Genomic DNA, 19,381 nt, shown 5'->3' with positions numbered 1-19,381 from the left:
CGTTTGGAGTGCAGGCCACAGCCTGATAAATCTTGCGTCCTGATTCGCGCGACTCGGAAGTATTCATGGTGCGCCTTGCCGGCCGGATAATTCTGCTCTGGGGCTGGCGCCGTGCGCTGGTGGCCTTTCTCGCCGGGGCGCTGGCGGTGCTGGGCCAGGCGCCTTACGATTTCTTCGCCGCCTGTTTCATTTCGTTTCCGGTTCTGGTCTGGCTGCTCGACGGCGCGACCGGCGAAGCTTCGGGCAGCCTGTTGCGGCGCCTGCGACCGGCTTTCGCCATCGGCTGGTGGTTCGGCTTCGGCTATTTCCTCGCCGGCCTCTGGTGGATCGGCTCGGCGCTGCTGGTCGAGGCCGACGACTTTGCCTGGGCGCTTCCCTTCGCTGTGGTCGGCATTCCTTTCGCGCTCGCATTTTTCTATGGCTTCGCAACGATGGTTGCCCGGCTCCTGTGGAGCAGCGATATCGGCCGCATCGCTGCCCTTGCCTTCGGTTTTGCGCTGGCGGAGTGGCTGCGCGGCTTCCTGTTCACCGGTTTTCCGTGGAATGCCATCGGCTACGCGGCGATGCCTGTACCCCTTTTGATGCAGAGCGTCTCGGTGACCGGCATGATCGGCATGAACGCGCTCGCGGTCTTCGTTTTCGCACTGCCGGCGCTGCTGGCGGCGCGCCGGCATCTTCGGCTGGGCGCCGCACTGTTGGTCGCGCTCGCCGCCGCCCATGCCGGCTTTGGCTATGTCAGGCTCACCGCCCCCGAAAAGCCGGCGACGCGCAGTCTCGATGTCCGCATCGTCCAGCCGGCCGTCGACCTGTCGGAAAAATGGGATGCCTCGGTGCGCGACCGTATCTTCGCCACCTTGCTGGGCCTGTCCGCCAAGGCGCCGGACCCAGGTCACGAAAAACCGCAACTGATTCTCTGGCCGGAAACCTCGGTGCCGTTCCTTTTCACCGAGCGCCCCGATGCCTTGACGGCCTTGGGCGACATGCTGGGCGACGGCCAGATGTTGATCGCCGGCGTCGTGCGTGAGGAGGGCGGCTCGGCGGCAAGCGCCGACAGCCGCTACTACAACTCCGTGGTGGCGATCAACGACAAGGGCGAGATCGCCGATGCCGTGGACAAGGTCCATCTGGTGCCGTTCGGCGAGTACCTGCCTTTTGCCGACCTGCTCGGCCGTTTCGGCATCGAACAGCTCGTCGCGGGGCCCATGACGTTCACGGCCGGCAACGAGCGTCATCCCATCACGCTGCCGGGCGGCATTCGTGCCCTGCCATTTATCTGTTATGAGGTGATCTTTCCCGATCTAGTGGCAGTTGACGCTACGTCAGCGCAGCTTATTGTAAACGTTACCAATGATGCGTGGTTCGGCGACACGCCGGGACCGTATCAGCATTTCAGGCAGGCCCAGATTCGCGCGGTGGAAAACGGATTGCCCTTGTTGCGTGCCGCAAACAACGGCATTTCAGCCGTTGTCGACCCACGTGGCCGCGTTGTCGATGCGCTGGCGATAGACGCGCGCGGGGCCATCGATGTGAAGGTGCCTGTTTCCGAACAGACGGTCATTTCGCCCAGCCAGCGGCGCATTAACGGAATGCTGATCATGTTGCTGTTTGCGCTTGTAGGGGTGCTGTCGAACGTAAGGCGAAGGCTACGGGTGAATTGACAGTTGGCACATTAGAAACCCATACTGTACCGCCTGAAAATTTCTCGAAGCCGGTGGATCGTTCTGTTGGGGCAGTCGCCTCCGGCTTTGTTTGGGCAGGAAAAAATCAAAAGCCGAAAAAATTCGGCGAGGAAAAAATGACAGAAGAAAACAAGAAGAAGCCCAATCCCATCGATATTCACGTTGGAAGCCGGGTCCGGCTTCGCCGCAATATGCTCGGAATGAGCCAGGAAAAGCTGGGCGAGAATCTCGGCATCACTTTTCAACAAATCCAGAAATATGAAAAGGGCACCAATCGCGTCGGTGCCAGCCGTCTGCAGGCGATAGCCTCCATACTCGGCGTGCCGGTCGCCTTCTTTTTCGAGGATGCGCCGGGCCAGGAACTGACGGCCAACCGTGGCTTTGCCGAGGATAGCTCGATGGCTTTCGCCGTCGAATTCTGCGGCAGTCCCGAAGGACTTCAGCTCAACCGGGCTTTTGTCAAGATCGCCGATGTCAAGGTGCGCCGCAGGATCATAGACCTGGTGAAATCGCTCGCCGAGGACGATCTCGACTGATCCGCAATGCGCCTTGCACCGGCGGCGTGCGCCGCCGGTGGCACAAGATATCGCCTCCGACATTCGGGCCAGACCCGCGGCAACGCTTGACGAGCAGCGCTTTGCCCCGCTAACACGTGGCGCGCCAAAATCGGCAGCCTGCCGATCGTTTTTCGAGAGGGGACACCCGTGACGCGGCAGAACTACTTCTTTACCTCGGAATCCGTTGCCGAGGGCCATCCCGACAAAGTCTGTGACCGGATCTCCGACGAAATTGTCGATCTGGTCTATCGTGAAGCCAAGAAGACCGGCATGGACCCGTGGAAAGTCCGTGTCGCTTGCGAGACCCTGGCGACCACCAACCGCGTCGTCATCGCCGGCGAGGTGCGCGTCCCCGAGACGCTCTTGAAGAAGGACAAGGCCGGCAACATCCTCAAGGACGCCGCGGGCCACCCTGTCGTCAACCCGGCGAAGTTCAAATCCGTCGCCCGCAAGGCGATCCGCGAGATCGGCTACGAGCAGGCCGGCTTCCACTGGAAGACGGCCAAGATCGAGGTCCTGCTGCATGGCCAGTCGCCCGACATCGGCCAGGGCGTCGACAACGCCGCCGACCGTCAGGGCGAGGAAGGTGCCGGCGACCAAGGCATCATGTTCGGCTATGCCTGCCGCGAGACGCCGGACCTGATGCCGGCGCCGATCTACTACAGCCACAAGATCCTCGAACTCCTGGCCGCTGCCCGTCACGAAAACAACGGCGAGGCCGGCAAGCTCGGCCCCGATGCCAAGAGCCAGGTCACCGTCCGCTATGTCGACGGCAAGGCCGCCGAGGCGACGCAGATCGTGCTGTCGACCCAGCATCTCGATTCGACCTGGGATTCCAAGAAGGTCCGCAAGGTTGTCGAACCCTATATCCGTGAAGCACTCGGCGACCTCAAGATCGCCGACGACTGCATGTGGTATATCAACCCGACCGGCAAGTTTGTCATCGGCGGCCCGGACGGCGATGCCGGCCTGACCGGCCGCAAGATCATCGTCGACACCTATGGCGGCGCGGCCCCTCATGGTGGCGGCGCCTTCTCCGGCAAGGACACCACCAAGGTCGATCGGTCGGCTGCCTATGCGGCGCGCTATCTGGCCAAGAACGTCGTGGCGGCAAAACTTGCCGACCGCTGCACCATCCAGCTTTCCTACGCCATCGGCGTCGCCCAGCCACTGTCGGTCTATGTCGACCTGCATGGCACCGGCAAGGTCGACGAGGCCAGACTCGAGGATGCGTTGCGCAGCGTGATGGACCTGTCGCCGTCCGGCATTCGCCGTCATCTCGATCTCAACAAGCCGATTTACGCCAAGACGTCGTCTTACGGCCATTTCGGCCGCAAGGCCGGCCGTGACGGGTCTTTCTCCTGGGAAAAGACAGATCTCGCCAAGGCGCTCAAGGATGCTGTCGCGGCCTGATCGCCACGACGGACCCACGCGACCAGATGAGCCAGCAAGACAGGCCAAGCCGCACGACCGAAGCCTTCTTCGGCCGTCGGCGCGGCAAACCCGTTCGCCCGCAGCAGGCGGCGGCGCTGGAAAGCGGCCTCGGCGCCTACCGGCTCGATCTGACGGCTGAAGTCCCATCGGATCTGCGAACCTTGTTCAAAACCGACGTTTCGGCGGTTCGGCTCGAGATCGGCTTTGGCGGCGGCGAACATCTCCTGCATCGCGCGACCGAGGCGCCGACGATCGGCTTCATCGGCGTAGAACCTTTCGTCAACGGCATGGCCAAGATGATGATGGCCGTGCGGGCAGCGCCGCTGGCCAATCTCAGGGTCTACGACGACGACGCCACCCAGCTGCTTGACTGGCTGCCACCGGCCTCGCTCGACGGTATCGACCTTCTCTATCCCGACCCCTGGCCGAAGAAGAAGCACTGGAAGCGGCGTTTCGTCAGCCCGGTCAATCTCGACCGTTTCGCGCGCGTCCTGAAGCCGGGCTCAAAATTTCGTTTCGCGTCCGACATCGACACTTATGTGAACTGGACCTTGCTGCATTGCCGCGCGCATGGCGCCTTCGCATGGCAGGCCGCGGAAGCGGCGGACTGGCATCGCTCCTATGAGGGCTGGCCGGGTACGCGCTATGAGGCGAAGGCCATCCGCGAGGGCCGCCGACCGGCCTATCTGACCTTCATCAGGACGTAAGCGAGCCCAACCGGCAATGGCTCCAGCAAGCTGTCGGGAGTCGGGATCGAACGCTTATCGCAGTCAGAAACGACCGATCCTGTTGAATACGGCTGGGTCCATGCCGAGATTGCGCAGGTCGTCGGCTCTCGGCTTGCGCCCGGCTTCCACGGCGCGCGATGCGGCAACGGCGCTGCCGAATGTGGTGAAGAGATCGCCCAAGGTGGAAAATATCCGGCGCTTGCTCATGGCCTTGTCCTTTCGCGCGCCAGCGCGCGCCAATTCAATTCGTTTGATGGCTAACAAATAAGAGCGCCCCGCAGGCTCTCACAGGGGGATTGCCGCATGGCGGCCATGCGCCTGCAACAACCCTGGAGCCACAGGCTTTTGGCCGGTTGGGACTTGAAACATCAGCCCGGATCGTTTATATCAACCTCAAATTCTTGGTCGGTATGACGAAGAGTGGGTCCACCCGGTCCCGCTCTTTTTTATTACCTGCCGATAGGTTCGAAACGAACGACAGGCAATTGATGACTGCAACGGCAAGCGAAGGTGACGACCGCATCATCCGCGAAAGCGGCATCGATGCGCGCATTGCGCTGATCGTCCAGCCGGTGCTGCGCGGCATCGGTTTTCGCCTCGTGCGCGTGCATCTGTCCGGCCAGAACGGGCTGACGCTGCAGATCATGGCCGAGCGCGAGGACGGCACCATGACCGTCGAGGATTGCGAAGAGGTCAGCCGCGCGGTATCGCCGGCGCTCGACGTCGATGATCCGATCGAAAAGGCGTATCATCTCGAAGTTTCCTCGCCCGGAATCGATCGGCCCTTGGTACGCAAATCGGATTTCGTGACCTGGACCGGTCATCTGGTGAAGATGGAGACGTCGGTCGTCGTCGCTGACCGCAAGCGCTTCAAGGGCAAGATCGCCGAGGCCGGTGAGAACGACGTGCTGATCGAGCGCGACAAGGCGGCCTATGGTGAGGAGCCGATGGTGCGCGTGCCCTACGATGCCATTGCCGATGTCCGGCTGATCCTGACCGACGACCTCATTCGCGAAGCGTTGTCGAAGGACAACCGGGAGCGTAAGGAAGCCAAGAAACGCCGCGGTGAACCGGACGACGATGTGTCCGACGGTGCGGAGCCGGACGCCACGGAAGAACACGAACAGGAAATTTGATTGAGCTGCCGGGCGCAAAGGTCCGGCGAACAAGCTCGGGAGAAAGAACATGGTTGTAAGCGCCAACAGACTTGAACTGCTGCAGATTGCCGATGCGGTCGCGCGTGAAAAGTCGATCGACAAGTCGATCGTCATCGCCGCCATGGCCGATGCGATCCAGAAGGCGGCGCGTTCGCGTTATGGCCAGGAGACCAACATCCGCGCCGACATCAACCCGAACACCGGCGAGATGAAGCTGCAGCGGCTGATGGAAGTGGTCGAGAAAGTCGACGACTACGCCACGCAGATCGCCATTTCCTCGGCCCGCGAGCGCAATCCCGACGCCCAGCTTGGCGATTTCATCGCCGAACAGCTGCCGCCGATGGATTTCGGCCGCATCGCCGCCCAGTCGGCCAAGCAGGTCATCGTCCAGAAAGTGCGCGAGGCCGAGCGTGACCGCCAGTATGACGAATACAAGGACCGCATCGGCGAAATCGTCAACGGCACCGTCAAGCGCGTCGAATATGGCAACGTCATCGTCGATCTCGGCCGTGGCGAGGCGATCATCCGCCGCGACGAGCTGATCCCGCGCGAAAACTACAAATACGGCGATCGCGTCCGCGCCTATGTCTACGACGTGCGTCGCGAGCAGCGCGGCCCGCAGATCTTCCTGTCGCGTACCCATCCGCAGTTCATGGCCAAGCTCTTCACCATGGAAGTGCCGGAGATCTATGACGGCATCATCGAGATCAAGTCGGTCGCCCGTGACCCGGGCTCGCGCGCCAAGATCGCCGTCATCTCGCGTGATAGCTCGATCGATCCGGTCGGCGCCTGCGTCGGTATGCGCGGCAGCCGCGTCCAGGCCGTCGTCGGCGAATTGCAGGGCGAGAAGATCGACATCATTCCGTGGTCGCCTTCGGCCGCCTCCTTCATCGTCAACGCGCTGCAGCCGGCGGAAGTCGCCAAGGTCGTGCTCGACGAGGATGCGGAGCGCATCGAAGTGGTGGTTCCCGACGATCAGCTGTCGCTGGCCATCGGCCGCCGCGGCCAGAATGTGCGCCTTGCCTCGCAGCTCACCGGCTGGGACATCGACATCCTGACCGAGGCCGAGGAATCCGAGCGCCGTCAGAAGGAATTCGTCGAGCGCTCCGCGCTGTTCATGGAAGCCCTCGATGTCGACGAGATGGTCGGCCAGGTGCTGGCCTCCGAAGGCTTCACCAGCGTCGAGGAAGTCGCCTATGTCGATGCCGGCGAAATCGCCTCGATCGACGGCTTCGATGAGGATACCGCCTCTGAAATCCAGACCCGCGCCCGCGAATATCTGGAGAAGATCGAAGCCGAGCATGACGAGAAGCGCAAGGCGCTGGGCGTTTCGGATGATCTGCGCGAAATTCCCGGCGTCACCACCGCCATGATGGTGACGCTCGGCGAGGACGGCGTGAAGACGATCGAGGATTTCGCCGGCTATGCCGCCGACGACCTCACCGGCTGGAAGGAACGCAAGGACGGCGAGACCAAGGTCTATCCCGGCGTGCTGGCCAATCACGGCGTTTCGCGCGCCGATGCCGAGCAGATGGTTCTGGCCGCTCGCCTCAAGGCCGGCTGGATCACAGAAGACGAGCTTGCGGCCGAAGAAGAAACGGCTGACGAAGCCGTTGGTGCGTGAGGTGAAACCGCATCGCACACAACCCGCCCTTGGACGAGATGAACGATCGCACCTGCATCGTCACCCGAAAACAGGCCGAACCGGATGAACTGATCCGGTTCGTCGTCGGTCCGGATTCGGCCGTCGTTCCCGATCTCAAGAGAAATCTGCCCGGCCGCGGTTGCTGGGTGAGTGCCGACCGCCTACATATCGACAAGGCGGCGGCCAAGAACCTTTTTGCCCGCGCCTTCAAGGCACAGGTGGTCGTGCCGCCCGATCTCGGTGGCATGGTCGACGGGTTGCTCTCCAGATCCGCTCTGGGCATGCTGGGCCTTGCCCGCAAGGCAGGCGCGATTTCGCTCGGCGCTACCAAGGTCGAGAGCGCGGTGCGCGGCGGGCTGGCGCTTTTCGTGCTCCACGCAACCGAAGCGTCCGAGGATGGCGTACGCAAGATCAGCCAGGCGCGGCGGGCGACCGTACATATCGGCGGCCCTTCCATCCTTGCCTACAAACTTTTCTCCGAGGCCGAGTTGAGCTTGGCATTGGGGGGTACAAATGTGATACATGCTGCCGTCCTCGCGGGAGACGCGGGTAAGGCGGTCCAGAAGCGCATGGTTGCGCTCGACCGATATCGGGGCGGAACCCCGGACGATCTTGCAATGCTTGCGGCCGTTGCTGACGAAGATGATGCTGCAGAGGATATGGAATGAACGATACGAAATCGGGCGACGACAAGACGTTGAGTGTTACGCCGAAGAAGACCTTGACGCTGAAGCGCCCCGGCATGGAACAGGGCACTGTGCGCCAGAACTTCTCGCACGGCCGTACCAAGTCGGTCGTGGTCGAGACCAAGAAGCGCAAGTTCTCGCTGCCCGGCGACAAGCCGGAGCTGGCTGCGGCTCCGCCTGCGCCCGTCTTCACGCCGAAGCCCGCGGTCGTGGCGGCACCCGTCGTGCAGGAAGCGCCCAAGGCGCCTCCGCCTCCGCCGCCTCCGGTCGAGCGCAGCGGCATGGTGCTGAACGAACTGTCGCGCAGCGAAATGGAAGCGCGCCGCAGGGCGCTCGAGGGCTCGAAGGTCCGCGAGGTCGAAGACCGTCAGCGCGCCGCCGAAGAGGCCAAGCGCCGCGCCGAGGACGAAGAGCGTCGCAAGCGCGAACGCGAGGACTCCGCGCGCCGCCAGGCCGAGGAAGAGGCACGGTTGCAGACCGAGGCCGAATCGCGCCGTCGCGCCGAGGAAGAGGCACGCCGTCGCGCGCCGCAAGCCGCTGAGTTGGCGACCGCCGACGAGGAGGAAGAGGCCAAGCCGAAGCGGGCGACCGCCGGTGCGCCGGTGCGCCGCCTGGTCACGCCCGAAGTGGCGCGCCCGGCCAAGCCCACCAAGAGCGAGGAAGACCGCCGCCGTGGCAAGCTGACGCTGAATTCCGCGTTGTCCGACGAGGATGCGCGGGCCCGTTCGCTGTCGTCGATGCGTCGCCGCCAGGAAAAATTCAAGCGCGCGATGCACAACGAGCCGCGCGAGAAGGTCATGCGCGAAGTGATCCTGCCCGAGACCATCACCATCCAGGAACTGGCGCAGCGCATGTCCGAGCGTGCTGTCGACCTGGTCAAGTACTTCATGAAGCAGGGCCAGATCCTGAAGCCGGGCGACGTCATCGACGCCGACACGGCCGAACTGGTGGCCACCGAATTCGGCCACACGGTCCGCCGCGTCGCCGAGTCCGACATCGAGGAAGGCCTGTTCAACATCGCCGACCGTCCGGAAGACCTCGTGTCGCGTCCGCCGGTTGTCACCATCATGGGCCACGTCGACCACGGCAAGACGTCGCTGCTCGATGCCATCCGCAACGCCAATGTCGTTTCCGGCGAGGCGGGCGGCATCACCCAGCATATCGGCGCCTATCAGGTCGAGAAGAACGGTCAGAAGATCACCTTCATCGACACGCCCGGCCACGCCGCCTTCACGGCGATGCGCGCCCGTGGCGCACAGGCCACCGACATCGCCATCCTGGTGGTGGCCGCCGACGACAGCGTCATGCCGCAGACGATCGAATCGATCAGCCATGCCAAGGCGGCCGGCGTTCCGATCATCGTGGCGATCAACAAGATCGACAAGCATGATGCCGATCCGCAGAAGGTGCGCTCGGAACTCTTGCGCCACGAGGTGTTCGTCGAATCGATGGGCGGTGAAGTGCTGGACGTCGAGGTGTCGGCGACCAAGGGCACCAATCTCGACAAGTTGCTCGAAGCGATCCTGCTGCAGGCCGAAATCCTCGATCTCAAGGCCAACCCCGACCGCACCGCCGAAGGCGTCGTCATCGAGGCGCAGCTCGACAAGGGCCGTGGTCCCGTCGCCACCGTGCTGGTGCAGACCGGCACCTTGATGCCGGGCGACATCCTTGTCGCCGGCAACGAATGGGGCCGTGTGCGCGCGCTGGTCAACGATCGCGGCGAGCAGATCAAGGAGGCGCCGCCGGCAATGCCGGTCGAGGTGCTCGGCCTTCAGGGAACCCCGCAGGCCGGCGACCGCTTCGCCGTGGTCAACAACGAGGCCCGTGCCCGCGAGATCACCGAATATCGCCAGCGTCTGGCGCGCGAGAAAGCGGTGGCCAGGCATGCCGGCCAGCGCGGCTCGCTCGAACAGATGATGTCGCAGTTGCAGACGAGCGGGCTGAAGGAATTCCCGCTGGTGATCAAGGGCGACGTGCAGGGTTCGATCGAAGCGATCAATGCTGCCCTGGACAAGCTCGGCACCGACGAAGTGCGTGCGCGCATCGTCCATTCCGGCGCCGGCGCCATCACCGAAAGCGACGTCTCGCTAGCGGAAACGTCCGGCGCGGCGATCATCGGCTTCAACGTCCGTGCCAATGTGCAGGCGCGTGCCGCGGCCGCGGCCGCTGGCATCGAGATCCGCTACTACTCGATCATCTACAACCTGGTGGATGATGTGAAAGCGGCTCTGTCGGGCCTGCTGTCGCCGGAGCGTCGCGAGACCTTCATCGGCAATGCCGAGATCCTCGAGATTTTCGACATCACCAAGGTCGGCAAGATCGCCGGCTGCCGTGTCACCGAAGGCAAGGTCGAGCGTGGCGCGGGCGTACGCCTGATCCGCGACAACGTCGTCATCCACGAAGGAACGCTGAAGACCCTGAAGCGCTTCAAGGACGAGGTTTCGGAAGTTCCGGGCGGCCAGGAGTGCGGCATGGCCTTCCAGAACTACGAGGACATGCGCGTCGGCGACGTCATCGAGTGCTTCCGCGTCGAGATGGTGACCCGCACGCTCTGAGTTCGAGTGGCTTGTCGATATCGGGCGGCGGTCGAAAGACCGCCGCCCCAGTGCTATTGAGAATGACCGTTTGAGACATGCGGCACGGTCCTATCCCGCGCCTCACGCTTTCAGGATTGAGAACAATGCCCCGTTCCACGACATCAAGCCCATCCCAGCGCATGCTGCGCGTCGGCGAGCAGGTGCGTCATGCGCTCTCCGAAACCTTGCAGCGCGGCGAGATCATCGACCCGTTGATTGAAAACTCGGTCGTTTCGGTCTCCGAAGTGCGCATGTCGCCCGATCTCAAGATCGCCACTGCCTTTGTTTCGCCGCTCGGCGCCAAGGATGCCGACGCGGTGATCGAGGCGCTGAACAAGCATGCCAAGTTCGTGCGCGGCCGTGTCTCGGGCGCGCTCAGGCAGATGAAATACATGCCGGAGTTCCGCTTCCGGCTGGATACCTCCTTCGACAATTTCGCCAGGATCAACGACCTCTTGAAGTCGCCCGAAGTGGCGCGCGATCTGGATAGCGACGACAACAAGGAAGAAGAATAATGGCGCGTCGCGGCAAGAAGAAGGGCCGGCCAGTCTCCGGCTGGGTGGTGCTGGACAAGCCGGTCGGCATGGGCTCGACCGAGGCTGTCTCCAAGATCAAATGGCTGTTCCAGGCCGAAAAGGCTGGCCACGCCGGCACGCTCGACCCACTTGCCTCCGGCATGCTGCCGATCGCGCTCGGAGAGGCCACCAAGACCGTGCCCTACGTGCAGGACGGCGCCAAGGTCTATCGTTTCACCGTTGCCTGGGGTGACGAGCGCTCCACCGACGATCTTGAAGGGCCGGTGACGAAGAGCTCCGAGCTGCGTCCGGCGGAAGCCGAAGTGCGGGCGCTGCTGCCGAAATACACCGGCGTCATCATGCAGACGCCGCCGCAATTCTCGGCCATCAAGATTGCGGGTGAGCGCGCCTACGACCTCGCCCGCGAAGGCGAGACGGTCGACATACCCGCACGCGAGATCGAGATCGGCCGGCTCGATATTGTCGAGCACAAGCCGGACCAGACGATTTTCGAAGTCGAATGCGGCAAGGGCACCTATGTGCGTTCGCTGGCCCGCGACATGGGCCGCGACCTCGGCTGCTTCGGCCACATCAGCGAGCTGCGCCGGGTCGAAGTCGAGCCGTTCACGCCGGACGACTTCGTCACCATCGCCGAACTCGAGGCCGCCCGCTTCGGCGCCACTGGCGATGAGAATTTGGAAGCGGCCGACGAAGCCGACCCGGCTGACGCGGTGGCCAAGCCGATCGACTTCGGCGCCATCGACACGCTCCTAGTCGACACCTCGGCTGCTCTCGACTGCCTGCCGCAGATCGCCATAAGCGACGATGCGGCGACAAAGATCCGCCTCGGCAATCCGGTCATCATCCGTGGCCGTGACGCGCCGGTGGAGGCCGAAGAGGCCTGCGCGACGTCACGCGGCAAGCTGGTCGCCATCGGCGCGATCGAGCAAGGCATGTTCAAGCCCAAGCGGGTCTTTGCCGGGTGATCGGTCTGATCCCCATGGCGGCATAGGCACGGAGCTTGCGGAACAGCGGATAGTGAAGGCGGCTCGCGAAGCTCGTTCTACTTTTCTTGTGTGTAGATTAAGTGCATAATCCGATCATGACAGACCTTCTTGAAAAAGCCGTGGCCGTGGCAAGGGTCCTTTCTCCGGCCATGCAAGATGAGATTGCTCGCGCCATGCTTATGCTTGCTGCCGAGGAGTCGGAGCCGGTGCTTTTGACACCCGATGAGCGTGCGGCTATTGCGAGATCGCGATCGGCTGCTGCACGCGGCGAATTTGCAACCGATGACGAGGTGCGTGCTATGTGGGCCAAGTACGATCTGTGAAGGTTCGCTTCACCAGTCCGGCCCTTGCTGACCTGAAGAATATCGTTGATCACATCAATGTCCACTCGCCGCGAGGCGCCCATCGTGTCCGGCAACGCATCAAGCTTTTGTTGGAGCGGATTGCGGGTCAGCCATTTCTTGGCAAACGAACGGACGATCCGGCCATCCGTCGTCTCGCAACCGTCCCCTATCCCTATCTAATTTTCTACGAAGCGGCTGACGACGAAATCATCGTTCATGCCGTACGTCATGGTGCCCGAGACCCATCGTCCATGCCAGGTCAATCATAGGCATTCGATCATACGCATCTATGGCAACAAGCAGCTTTCGACGGGTGGTGGCATGGCAAAGGCCGAGGTGGTGAAAAAACGTGCGCCGGTGAAGACGAGGCGGCCGCCTGTCGGCGCCTCGCCGGGCACGTTGATCGCCGACCCGGCGGCGCGGCGCTCCGAATTGCGGCTGACCCTGATCTCGCCGCAGAAGTTCAAGACGATCGAGAATGCCAGCATTGACGATGTCGCGGCCAATTGCCGGAAATGGCCCGTCATCTGGCTCGACTGCACCGGCCTCGCCAACATCCAGTTGATCGAGGAGATCGGCCGCATCTTCAGCCTGCATCCGCTGGCGCTGGAGGATGTCGTCAACACCGGCCAGCGGCCGAAAGTCGACTTCTTCGAGGATCATGCCTTCGTCGTCATGCGCATGATCGACGATGTCACGTCGCATCGCTACGAACAGATCGCTCTCTTCCTCGGCGAGAACTTCGTCGTCACCTTCCAGGAGCGCGAGGGCGATCCGTTCAATCCCGTGCGCAAGCGCATCGAGAGTTCGGCGCCCAACCGGTTGCGCACGCGCGGCGCCGACTATCTCGCCTACGCGCTGATCGACGCCATCGTCGACAGCTATTTTCCGCCGATCGAGGCTACCGGCGATCTGGTCGACAGCATCGAGGACCAGATGCTGCATTCGACGCACAAGCACCAGATGCGGCAGCTGCACGAATTGCGGCGCGACGCCAATGTCCTGAAAGGCGTGCTGTGGCCGATGCGCGATGCGCTTGCCACGCTGATCCGCAACGACGTGGCCTATGTCAGAGCCGAGACCAAGGTCTTCCTCAACGACACGCTCGACCATTCGCTCAGGCTGATCGAGCTGGTCGAGACCCAGCGCGACATGCTGACCGGCCTGATCGAAATGCATCTGTCGCTGAGCCAAGCGCGCACCAACGACGTCATCTCCTATCTCACCATCGTCTCGGTCATCTTCATGCCGCTCACCTTCCTGGTCGGCATCTGGGGCATGAACTTCGACCCCGCGAGTTCGCCTTGGAACATGCCGGAGTTGAAGGCGTACTACGGCTATCCCTTGTCGCTGCTGTTCATGGCTGCCATCGTTGTCGGACTGATTGCATTCTTCAAATGGAAGAAGTGGCTTTGACTGGGATTGAACCTGCCATTTGAGCGTCAAAAGCCGGCTTGTGAATTGGGCTGGTGTTTTTCGGGGAATTGCACTATATGCGCCGCAGCATAGCGCCTTGACGCTTTGCATGCACGGCCCCTGCTGGACGACATCCCGGCTGTGGGCGACCCGTTTCCTCGAACAGATAAGGAAAAACACGATGTCGATTACTGCCGAGCGCAAACAGGAATTGATGGGTGAATTCGCAACCGCCAAGGGCGATACCGGGTCTCCGGAAGTCCAGGTGGCCATCCTTTCCGAGCGCATCAAGAACCTGACCGATCATTTCAAGGACCACAAGAAGGATAACCATTCCCGCCGTGGTCTGCTCGCTCTCGTGTCCCAGCGCCGCAGCCTGCTTGATTATCTCAAGCGCAAGGACGACGCGCGCTATCAGACACTGATCGAGAAGCTCGGTCTGCGCCGTTGACGAATTGACCGGCGGACTTTCCCAGGGAAGTCCGCCGGTCACGCATTCTGCCAGTCATATCGGCTGGCCAGACCCGGTTTCGAGCGTGCAGAGGGCCACTCGAAACCGCCCATGGACGGTCATGGGGCAGGATTGCAGGACGCTCGTGCGCGCTCGTCGCGCCTAAATCATCCGAGCTTCCCGTTGTCTTGCCCGTGGCTGCCCGAGAAAGGAAGCCAGGGAAAGGGCATCCGCGCACCGTGAAACGGCGCGCCCCTTTCCGCTTATTAAGGACAAGACATGTTCAATCACCACAAAGTGGAAATCGAATGGGGCGGCCGTCCGCTCATCCTCGAAACCGGCAAGATCGCGCGCCAGGCCGACGGCGCGGTGCTCGCCACCTACGGCGAGACCAAGGTTTTGGCCACCGTCGTTTCGATGAGGGAGCCCAAGCCCGGCCTCGACTTCTTTCCGCTGACCGTCAACTACCAGGAAAAGACCTATGCCGCCGGCAAGATCCCGGGCGGCTATTTCAAGCGCGAAGGCCGTCCGAGCGAAAAGGAAACGCTGGTTTCCCGCCTCATCGACCGCCCGATCCGCCCGCTCTTCGCGGCGGGCTACAAGAACGACACGCAGATCGTCGTCACCGTCGTCCAGCATGACCTCGAAAACGACCCGGACATCCTGTCGATCGTTGCCACCTCGGCCGCTCTGACGCTCTCCGGCGTTCCGTTCATGGGCCCGGTCGGCGGCGCCCGCGTCGGTTACATCAATGGCGAATATGTTCTGAACCCGCATGTCGACGAGATGCAGGAATCCAAGCTCGACCTCGTTGTCGCCGGCACCGCCGACGCCGTTCTGATGGTCGAGTCCGAAGCCAAGGAACTTGGCGAAGAGCTGATGCTCGGCGCCGTCATGTTTGGCCACAAGGGTTTCCAGCCGGTCATCGACGCCATCATCAAGCTGGCCGAAGTTGCGGCCAAGGAGCCGCGCGACTTCACCGCGCCGGATTATTCCGCGCTCGAGGCCGAGATGCTGAAAATCGTCGGCGACGAGCTCAGCGATGCCTACAAGAACGTCGACAAGCAGAAGCGTTACGCTGCCGTCGACGCCGTCAAGGCGAAGGTCAAGGCAGCGTTTGCCCCGGCCGAAGGCGAGGACGCCAAGTACACCTCCGAACAGATCGGCTCGGTGTTCAAGGAACTCCAGGCCAAGGTCGTGCGCTGGAACATTCTCGACACCGGCTCGCGCATCGATGGCCGCGACCTGAAGACGGTTCGCAAGATCGTCTCCGAAGTCGGCGTCCTGCCGCGCACGCACGGCTCGGCGCTGTTCACCCGCGGCGAGACCCAGGCGCTGGTCGTTGCCACGCTCGGCACCGGCGAGGACGAGCAGTACGTCGATTCGCTGACCGGCATGTACAAGGAGAAGTTCCTCCTTCACTACAACTTCCCTCCCTACTCCGTTGGTGAGACCGGCCGCATGGGTTCGCCGGGCCGTCGCGAAATCGGCCACGGCAAGCTCGCCTGGCGCGCTATCCGTCCGATGCTGCCGACCTCCGACCAGTTCCCCTACACGCTGCGCGTCGTCTCGGAGATCACCGAGTCCAACGGCTCGTCGTCGATGGCCACCGTCTGCGGTACCTCGCTGGCGCTGATGGATGCCGGCGTGCCGCTGGCCAAGCCGGTCGCCGGCATCGCCATGGGCCTGATCAAGGAAGGTGAGCGCTTCGCCGTGCTCTCCGACATCCTTGGTGACGAGGATCACCTCGGCGACATGGACTTCAAGGTCGCCGGCACCGAAGGTGGCATCACCTCGCTGCAGATGGATATCAAGATCGACGGCATCACCGAGGAGATCATGAAGATCGCCCTTGGCCAGGCCAAGGACGGTCGCCTGCATATCCTCGGCGAAATGGGCCACGCGCTCTCCGGCGCGCGTTCGGAACTCGGTGAGTTCGCGCCGCGCATCGAGGTCATGCACATCCCGACCGACAAGATCCGCGACGTCATCGGTTCGGGCGGCAAGGTCATCCGCGAGATCGTCGAGAAGACCGGCGCCAAGATCAACATCGAGGACGACGGCACGGTCAAGATCGCTTCCTCGAACGCCAAGGAGATCGAGGCGGCGAAGAAGTGGATCCACACCATCGTCGCCGAGCCGGAAGTCGGCGAAATCTACGAAGGCACGGTCGTCAAGACCGCCGACTTTGGCGCCTTCGTCAACTTCTTCGGTCCGCGTGACGGCCTCGTCCACATCTCGCAGCTCGCCAACGACCGGGTCGCCAAGACCTCGGACGTCGTCAAGGAAGGCGACAAGGTCTGGGTCAAGCTGATGGGCTTCGACGAGCGCGGCAAGGTTCGTCTGTCGATGAAGGTCGTCGACCAGGCCACCGGCAAGGAAATCGCCCGCGACAAGAAGACCGAAGGCGAAGAAAACGCCGCCTGAGCGATCTGACGGAAAAATAAGACGGGCGCGGCTTAGGTCGCGCCCGTTTTTGTTTATGGAGCACGGCTATGTCCGCTGAAGCGCTGAAGACGCTTTTTCACCCGTTCGAGGCCGAGGCTCTTTCCTTGCCGCGGAAGGGCGAGCACGTTCTCTTCCTTGGCGCCGAAGCCGGCCTGCGCTTGCCGCCGGCTTTCGAGGCGACGCTCGATCTCGTACAGGGCTTCCGGCCGCATTTCCGTGCGTTGCAGGCGGCGGGCTTCACGGTCACGCCGCAATCGACCGGCGATGGTTTTGATGCCGCGCTCCTGCTTGCCGGCCGCCATCGCGGCCAGAACGAACTGCGCATCGCCGAGGCTCTCGAGCGCGTGGCCGAGGGCGGATTGATCCTCATTGCCGGTGGCAAGGAGGATGGCGTCGCCAGCCTGCGCAAGCGCGTCGGCGATCTCGTGCCGATCGAAGGCCACATGCCGAAATATCACGGCATTGCCTTCTGGCTGCGCCGCCCGGCCGCCATGCAAGCCGCGGCCGCGCTTCGCACCGCCAATCCCGCCTTGCTGGTCGGGGACCGGTTCCACACCGCACCCGGCATGTTCTCCTTCGACCGCATTGATGCCGGTTCGAAACTCCTGGTCGACAACCTGCCCGGCGATCTGCGTGGCAGTGCGGCCGATTTCTGCGCCGGCTGGGGCTATGTGGCAGCCGAGATGGCGGCCCGCTCGTCGGGCTTGTCGGCCCTTGATCTTTACGAGGCCGATTTCGATGCGCTGGAGGCAGCCAGGGGCAATCTCGGCAACACCGTGGCGCAGGGCTTCTTCTGGATGGATCTGCTCGCCGAGCCTGTCGAGCGCCGCTACGACGTCATCGCCATGAACCCGCCCTTCCATCGCAGCGGTGCGGCGGAGCCCGAGATCGGTGCCGGCATGATCCGCGCGGCCGCCAAGGCCCTGAAGCCCGGTGGACGCCTGTTCATGGTCGCCAACCGCCAGCTTCCTTATGAGCAGGTGCTGTCGGCCGCCTTTGCCAGTCATGCGGAGCTTGCCCGCGACGGCATGTTCAAGGTGTTTGTCGCGCGCCGGTAATACGGTGCGGAGGGTTATCAATGCAGATTGGCGACGCGCCTCATGTCTTTGGCGACATGCCCGTCGCCAACGCTGATCTTGAGCGGCGCTGGCCGGCCGAAGAGATAACCCTGCACCACCTCGCAGCCGGCTGCCCGCAAGAGCGTCGCCTGGCTTTCGGTCTCGACGCCTTCGGCGATGATGCTGACGCCGAGCGCCCGCGACAGCCCGACAATGGTCGACACGACCGCGCCGGAGCTGGCATCGGTATCGATGCGGCTGACGAAGGAACGGTCGATTTTCAGTTTGCCGAACGAGAAGTCGATCAGATAGCTGAGGTTGGAATAGCCGGTGCCGAAATCATCGACGGCGACCGAGATGCCCATCTCGGCAAGCTCTTTGAGGATGGCGGCCGCGCGGTCGCGGTCCTGCATCATCGCCGTCTCGGTGACTTCCAGCTCCAGCCGTGACGGCTTGATGCCGGTGGCCCGCATCGTGTCGCGCACAATGCCGACGAAGTCCTTGGTCATGAACTGGACCGGCGAAATGTTGACGGCGACGAAGCAGTCGTCCGGCAGGTGGCGGGCATCGCTGCAGGCCTTGCGCAGCACCCATTCGCCGATCGGGTTGATCATGCCGGTCTCCTCGGCGATCTGGATGAACTCCATCGGCGGGATCATGCCGCGTTCGGGATGCTTCCAGCGGATCAACGCCTCGTAGCCGACGATGCGGCCGGTCGGGAGGTCGAGCTGTGGCTGATAGTGCAGGTCGAAATCACCGCGTTCAAAGGCGCTATGCAGTTCGGATTCGACCCATTGGCGATGGTCGGCGACGCGCCCCATCTCGCTGTCGAAGACCGACCAGTTGCCAACCCCTCTGGCACGCGCATTCTGTAGCGCCAGGTTGGAGCGCCGCAGGATAAGGACCGGATCGATACCGTCCTTGGGCATCGCCACGATGCCGACCGACAGGCTCACCGATTGCTGGTGACTGCTGAGCTCATACGGCTCCATCATCTCGTCGATGAGCCTCTCGACCATGCTTTCCAGGGTCCCCCGAATCAGATGGTCCGGGAGCAGCACCGCGAACTCGCCGGCCCCGATGCGGCCGATCAGGGCGCGCGCGGGCACGCAGCTGCGCAGCCGCTTGGTGAAGGCGCGGATCAATTCATCGCCCTGGGTGTAGCCAATCGCGTCGTTGATCTGCTTGAACCGGTCGATGTCGATGTCGATCAGGAACACCGGTTCCCCGGTGCGGCTAGTCGCGCATGCCGCCTCGGCGATCTTGCCGACCATTGCCGGGCGCGCCAGCAGTCCGGTCAGCTTGTCGAAATGGGTTTCGTTGAAGACGAAATCCGCCGATTCATCGACGCCGGCGAAGAAGGACATCGCCGCCACCGATGCCGCCAACGCGCAAAGCGCGGCCATCACCGACGCCATCATATCAGCCGATATGCCGGCAAACCCGTCGCCGAGACCGTGCTTCAGGCCCCAGATGCCGAGGACGAAACTGCCAATGCCCGAACTTGCTATCGTGAGCAGTCGGAACACAGGTGTTCGCTTCGGGTTGCTGACGGCAGGCATGAAAAGGTCCCCCAGATCGGGGATCTCTATAGCGGAAACCTCCTTAAAATGAGTTTCCGCGAATGAATCCAATTTTACTGGAGAGGATTATTTTCTTTACTGGCAAAGACCCGGTTGG

At 62.8% G+C, this 19,381-nt stretch carries 18 protein-coding genes; 16 read left to right on the top strand and 2 right to left on the bottom strand.

Annotated elements, in window-relative coordinates:
• Positions 1 to 65 precede the first annotated feature (65 nt).
• The 4 genes from lnt to trmB all read left to right on the top strand — a co-directional run bounded on the left by lnt (position 66) and on the right by trmB (position 4,377).
• Positions 66 to 1,658, top strand: coding sequence for an apolipoprotein N-acyltransferase (lnt, locus tag LB536_RS15950; RefSeq protein ID WP_224594146.1), 1,593 nt, complete (start codon positions 66 to 68; stop codon positions 1,656 to 1,658).
• Between the two features lie 137 nt (positions 1,659 to 1,795).
• Positions 1,796 to 2,215: a helix-turn-helix domain-containing protein gene (locus LB536_RS15945; protein ID WP_127279029.1), complete on the top strand. Its 420-nt coding sequence runs from the start codon at positions 1,796 to 1,798 to the stop codon at positions 2,213 to 2,215.
• A 168-nt stretch (positions 2,216 to 2,383) separates the two neighbouring features.
• On the top strand, positions 2,384 to 3,649 hold the full coding sequence (gene metK / locus LB536_RS15940) for a methionine adenosyltransferase (protein ID WP_140810938.1): 1,266 nt from the start codon (positions 2,384 to 2,386) through the stop codon (positions 3,647 to 3,649).
• Between the two features lie 26 nt (positions 3,650 to 3,675).
• Positions 3,676 to 4,377, top strand: coding sequence for a tRNA (guanine(46)-N(7))-methyltransferase TrmB (gene trmB, locus LB536_RS15935; RefSeq protein ID WP_140757885.1), 702 nt, complete (start codon positions 3,676 to 3,678; stop codon positions 4,375 to 4,377).
• Between the two features lie 63 nt (positions 4,378 to 4,440).
• On the opposite strand, the gene LB536_RS15930 is transcribed toward trmB, so the two are convergent.
• Positions 4,441 to 4,605 carry a hypothetical protein gene (locus LB536_RS15930; RefSeq protein WP_224594144.1) on the bottom strand — a complete coding sequence of 55 codons (165 nt, stop codon included), beginning with the start codon at positions 4,603 to 4,605 and terminating at the stop codon, positions 4,441 to 4,443.
• Positions 4,606 to 4,886: 281 nt separating this feature from the next.
• Here LB536_RS15930 and rimP point away from each other — a divergent pair, with 281 nt between their 5' ends.
• The 12 genes from rimP (at position 4,887) to LB536_RS15870 (ending at position 17,701) form a co-directional block, all read left to right on the top strand.
• Positions 4,887 to 5,534: a ribosome maturation factor RimP gene (rimP, locus tag LB536_RS15925; RefSeq protein ID WP_224594376.1), complete on the top strand. Its 648-nt coding sequence runs from the start codon at positions 4,887 to 4,889 to the stop codon at positions 5,532 to 5,534.
• Between the two features lie 49 nt (positions 5,535 to 5,583).
• Positions 5,584 to 7,179 (top strand): transcription termination factor NusA, encoded by a 1,596-nt coding sequence (gene nusA, locus LB536_RS15920; RefSeq protein ID WP_027142036.1) that lies wholly within the window; start codon positions 5,584 to 5,586, stop codon positions 7,177 to 7,179.
• Between the two features lie 38 nt (positions 7,180 to 7,217).
• Positions 7,218 to 7,868 carry an RNA-binding protein gene (locus LB536_RS15915; RefSeq protein ID WP_224594373.1) on the top strand — a complete coding sequence of 217 codons (651 nt, stop codon included), beginning with the start codon at positions 7,218 to 7,220 and terminating at the stop codon, positions 7,866 to 7,868.
• On the top strand, positions 7,865 to 10,441 hold the full coding sequence (infB, locus tag LB536_RS15910; protein ID WP_140757880.1) for a translation initiation factor IF-2: 2,577 nt from the start codon (positions 7,865 to 7,867) through the stop codon (positions 10,439 to 10,441). Before LB536_RS15915 ends, infB begins: the two co-directional genes overlap by 4 nt.
• Before the next feature lie 125 nt (positions 10,442 to 10,566).
• Entirely contained in the window at positions 10,567 to 10,977 is a 411-nt protein-coding gene (gene rbfA / locus LB536_RS15905) for a 30S ribosome-binding factor RbfA (RefSeq protein WP_027142034.1), read from the top strand.
• Entirely contained in the window at positions 10,977 to 11,963 is a 987-nt protein-coding gene (gene truB, locus LB536_RS15900; protein ID WP_224594140.1) for a tRNA pseudouridine(55) synthase TruB, read from the top strand. Before rbfA ends, truB begins: the two co-directional genes overlap by 1 nt.
• A 116-nt stretch (positions 11,964 to 12,079) precedes the next feature.
• Complete coding sequence (locus tag LB536_RS15895) at positions 12,080 to 12,307, top strand: hypothetical protein (protein ID WP_224594137.1); 228 nt, start codon at positions 12,080 to 12,082, stop codon at positions 12,305 to 12,307.
• On the top strand, positions 12,286 to 12,597 hold the full coding sequence (locus tag LB536_RS15890; protein ID WP_318013457.1) for a type II toxin-antitoxin system RelE/ParE family toxin: 312 nt from the start codon (positions 12,286 to 12,288) through the stop codon (positions 12,595 to 12,597). The genes LB536_RS15895 and LB536_RS15890 overlap by 22 nt, the downstream gene beginning before the upstream one ends.
• A 52-nt stretch (positions 12,598 to 12,649) precedes the next feature.
• Complete coding sequence (gene corA / locus LB536_RS15885) at positions 12,650 to 13,744, top strand: magnesium/cobalt transporter CorA (RefSeq protein ID WP_318013456.1); 1,095 nt, start codon at positions 12,650 to 12,652, stop codon at positions 13,742 to 13,744.
• A gap of 109 nt (positions 13,745 to 13,853) precedes the next feature.
• Positions 13,854 to 14,195, top strand: a complete 342-nt coding sequence (rpsO, locus tag LB536_RS15880) for a 30S ribosomal protein S15 (protein WP_318013458.1) — start codon at positions 13,854 to 13,856, stop codon at positions 14,193 to 14,195.
• A 279-nt stretch (positions 14,196 to 14,474) separates the two neighbouring features.
• On the top strand, positions 14,475 to 16,622 hold the full coding sequence (gene pnp / locus LB536_RS15875; protein WP_224594097.1) for a polyribonucleotide nucleotidyltransferase: 2,148 nt from the start codon (positions 14,475 to 14,477) through the stop codon (positions 16,620 to 16,622).
• A 68-nt stretch (positions 16,623 to 16,690) separates the two neighbouring features.
• Positions 16,691 to 17,701 (top strand): class I SAM-dependent methyltransferase, encoded by a 1,011-nt coding sequence (locus tag LB536_RS15870; protein WP_224594083.1) that lies wholly within the window; start codon positions 16,691 to 16,693, stop codon positions 17,699 to 17,701.
• 17 nt (positions 17,702 to 17,718) lie between these two features.
• Here LB536_RS15870 and LB536_RS15865 read toward each other — a convergent pair whose 3' ends face one another.
• Positions 17,719 to 19,263 carry a putative bifunctional diguanylate cyclase/phosphodiesterase gene (locus tag LB536_RS15865; RefSeq protein WP_224594081.1) on the bottom strand — a complete coding sequence of 515 codons (1,545 nt, stop codon included), beginning with the start codon at positions 19,261 to 19,263 and terminating at the stop codon, positions 17,719 to 17,721.
• Positions 19,264 to 19,381: the final 118 nt, after the last annotated feature.

The organism is Mesorhizobium sp. ES1-3 (assembly GCF_020164795.1).
Taxonomy (GTDB): Bacteria; Pseudomonadota; Alphaproteobacteria; order Rhizobiales; family Rhizobiaceae; genus Mesorhizobium.
This window is presented reverse-complemented; position numbering and strand designations above follow the sequence as displayed.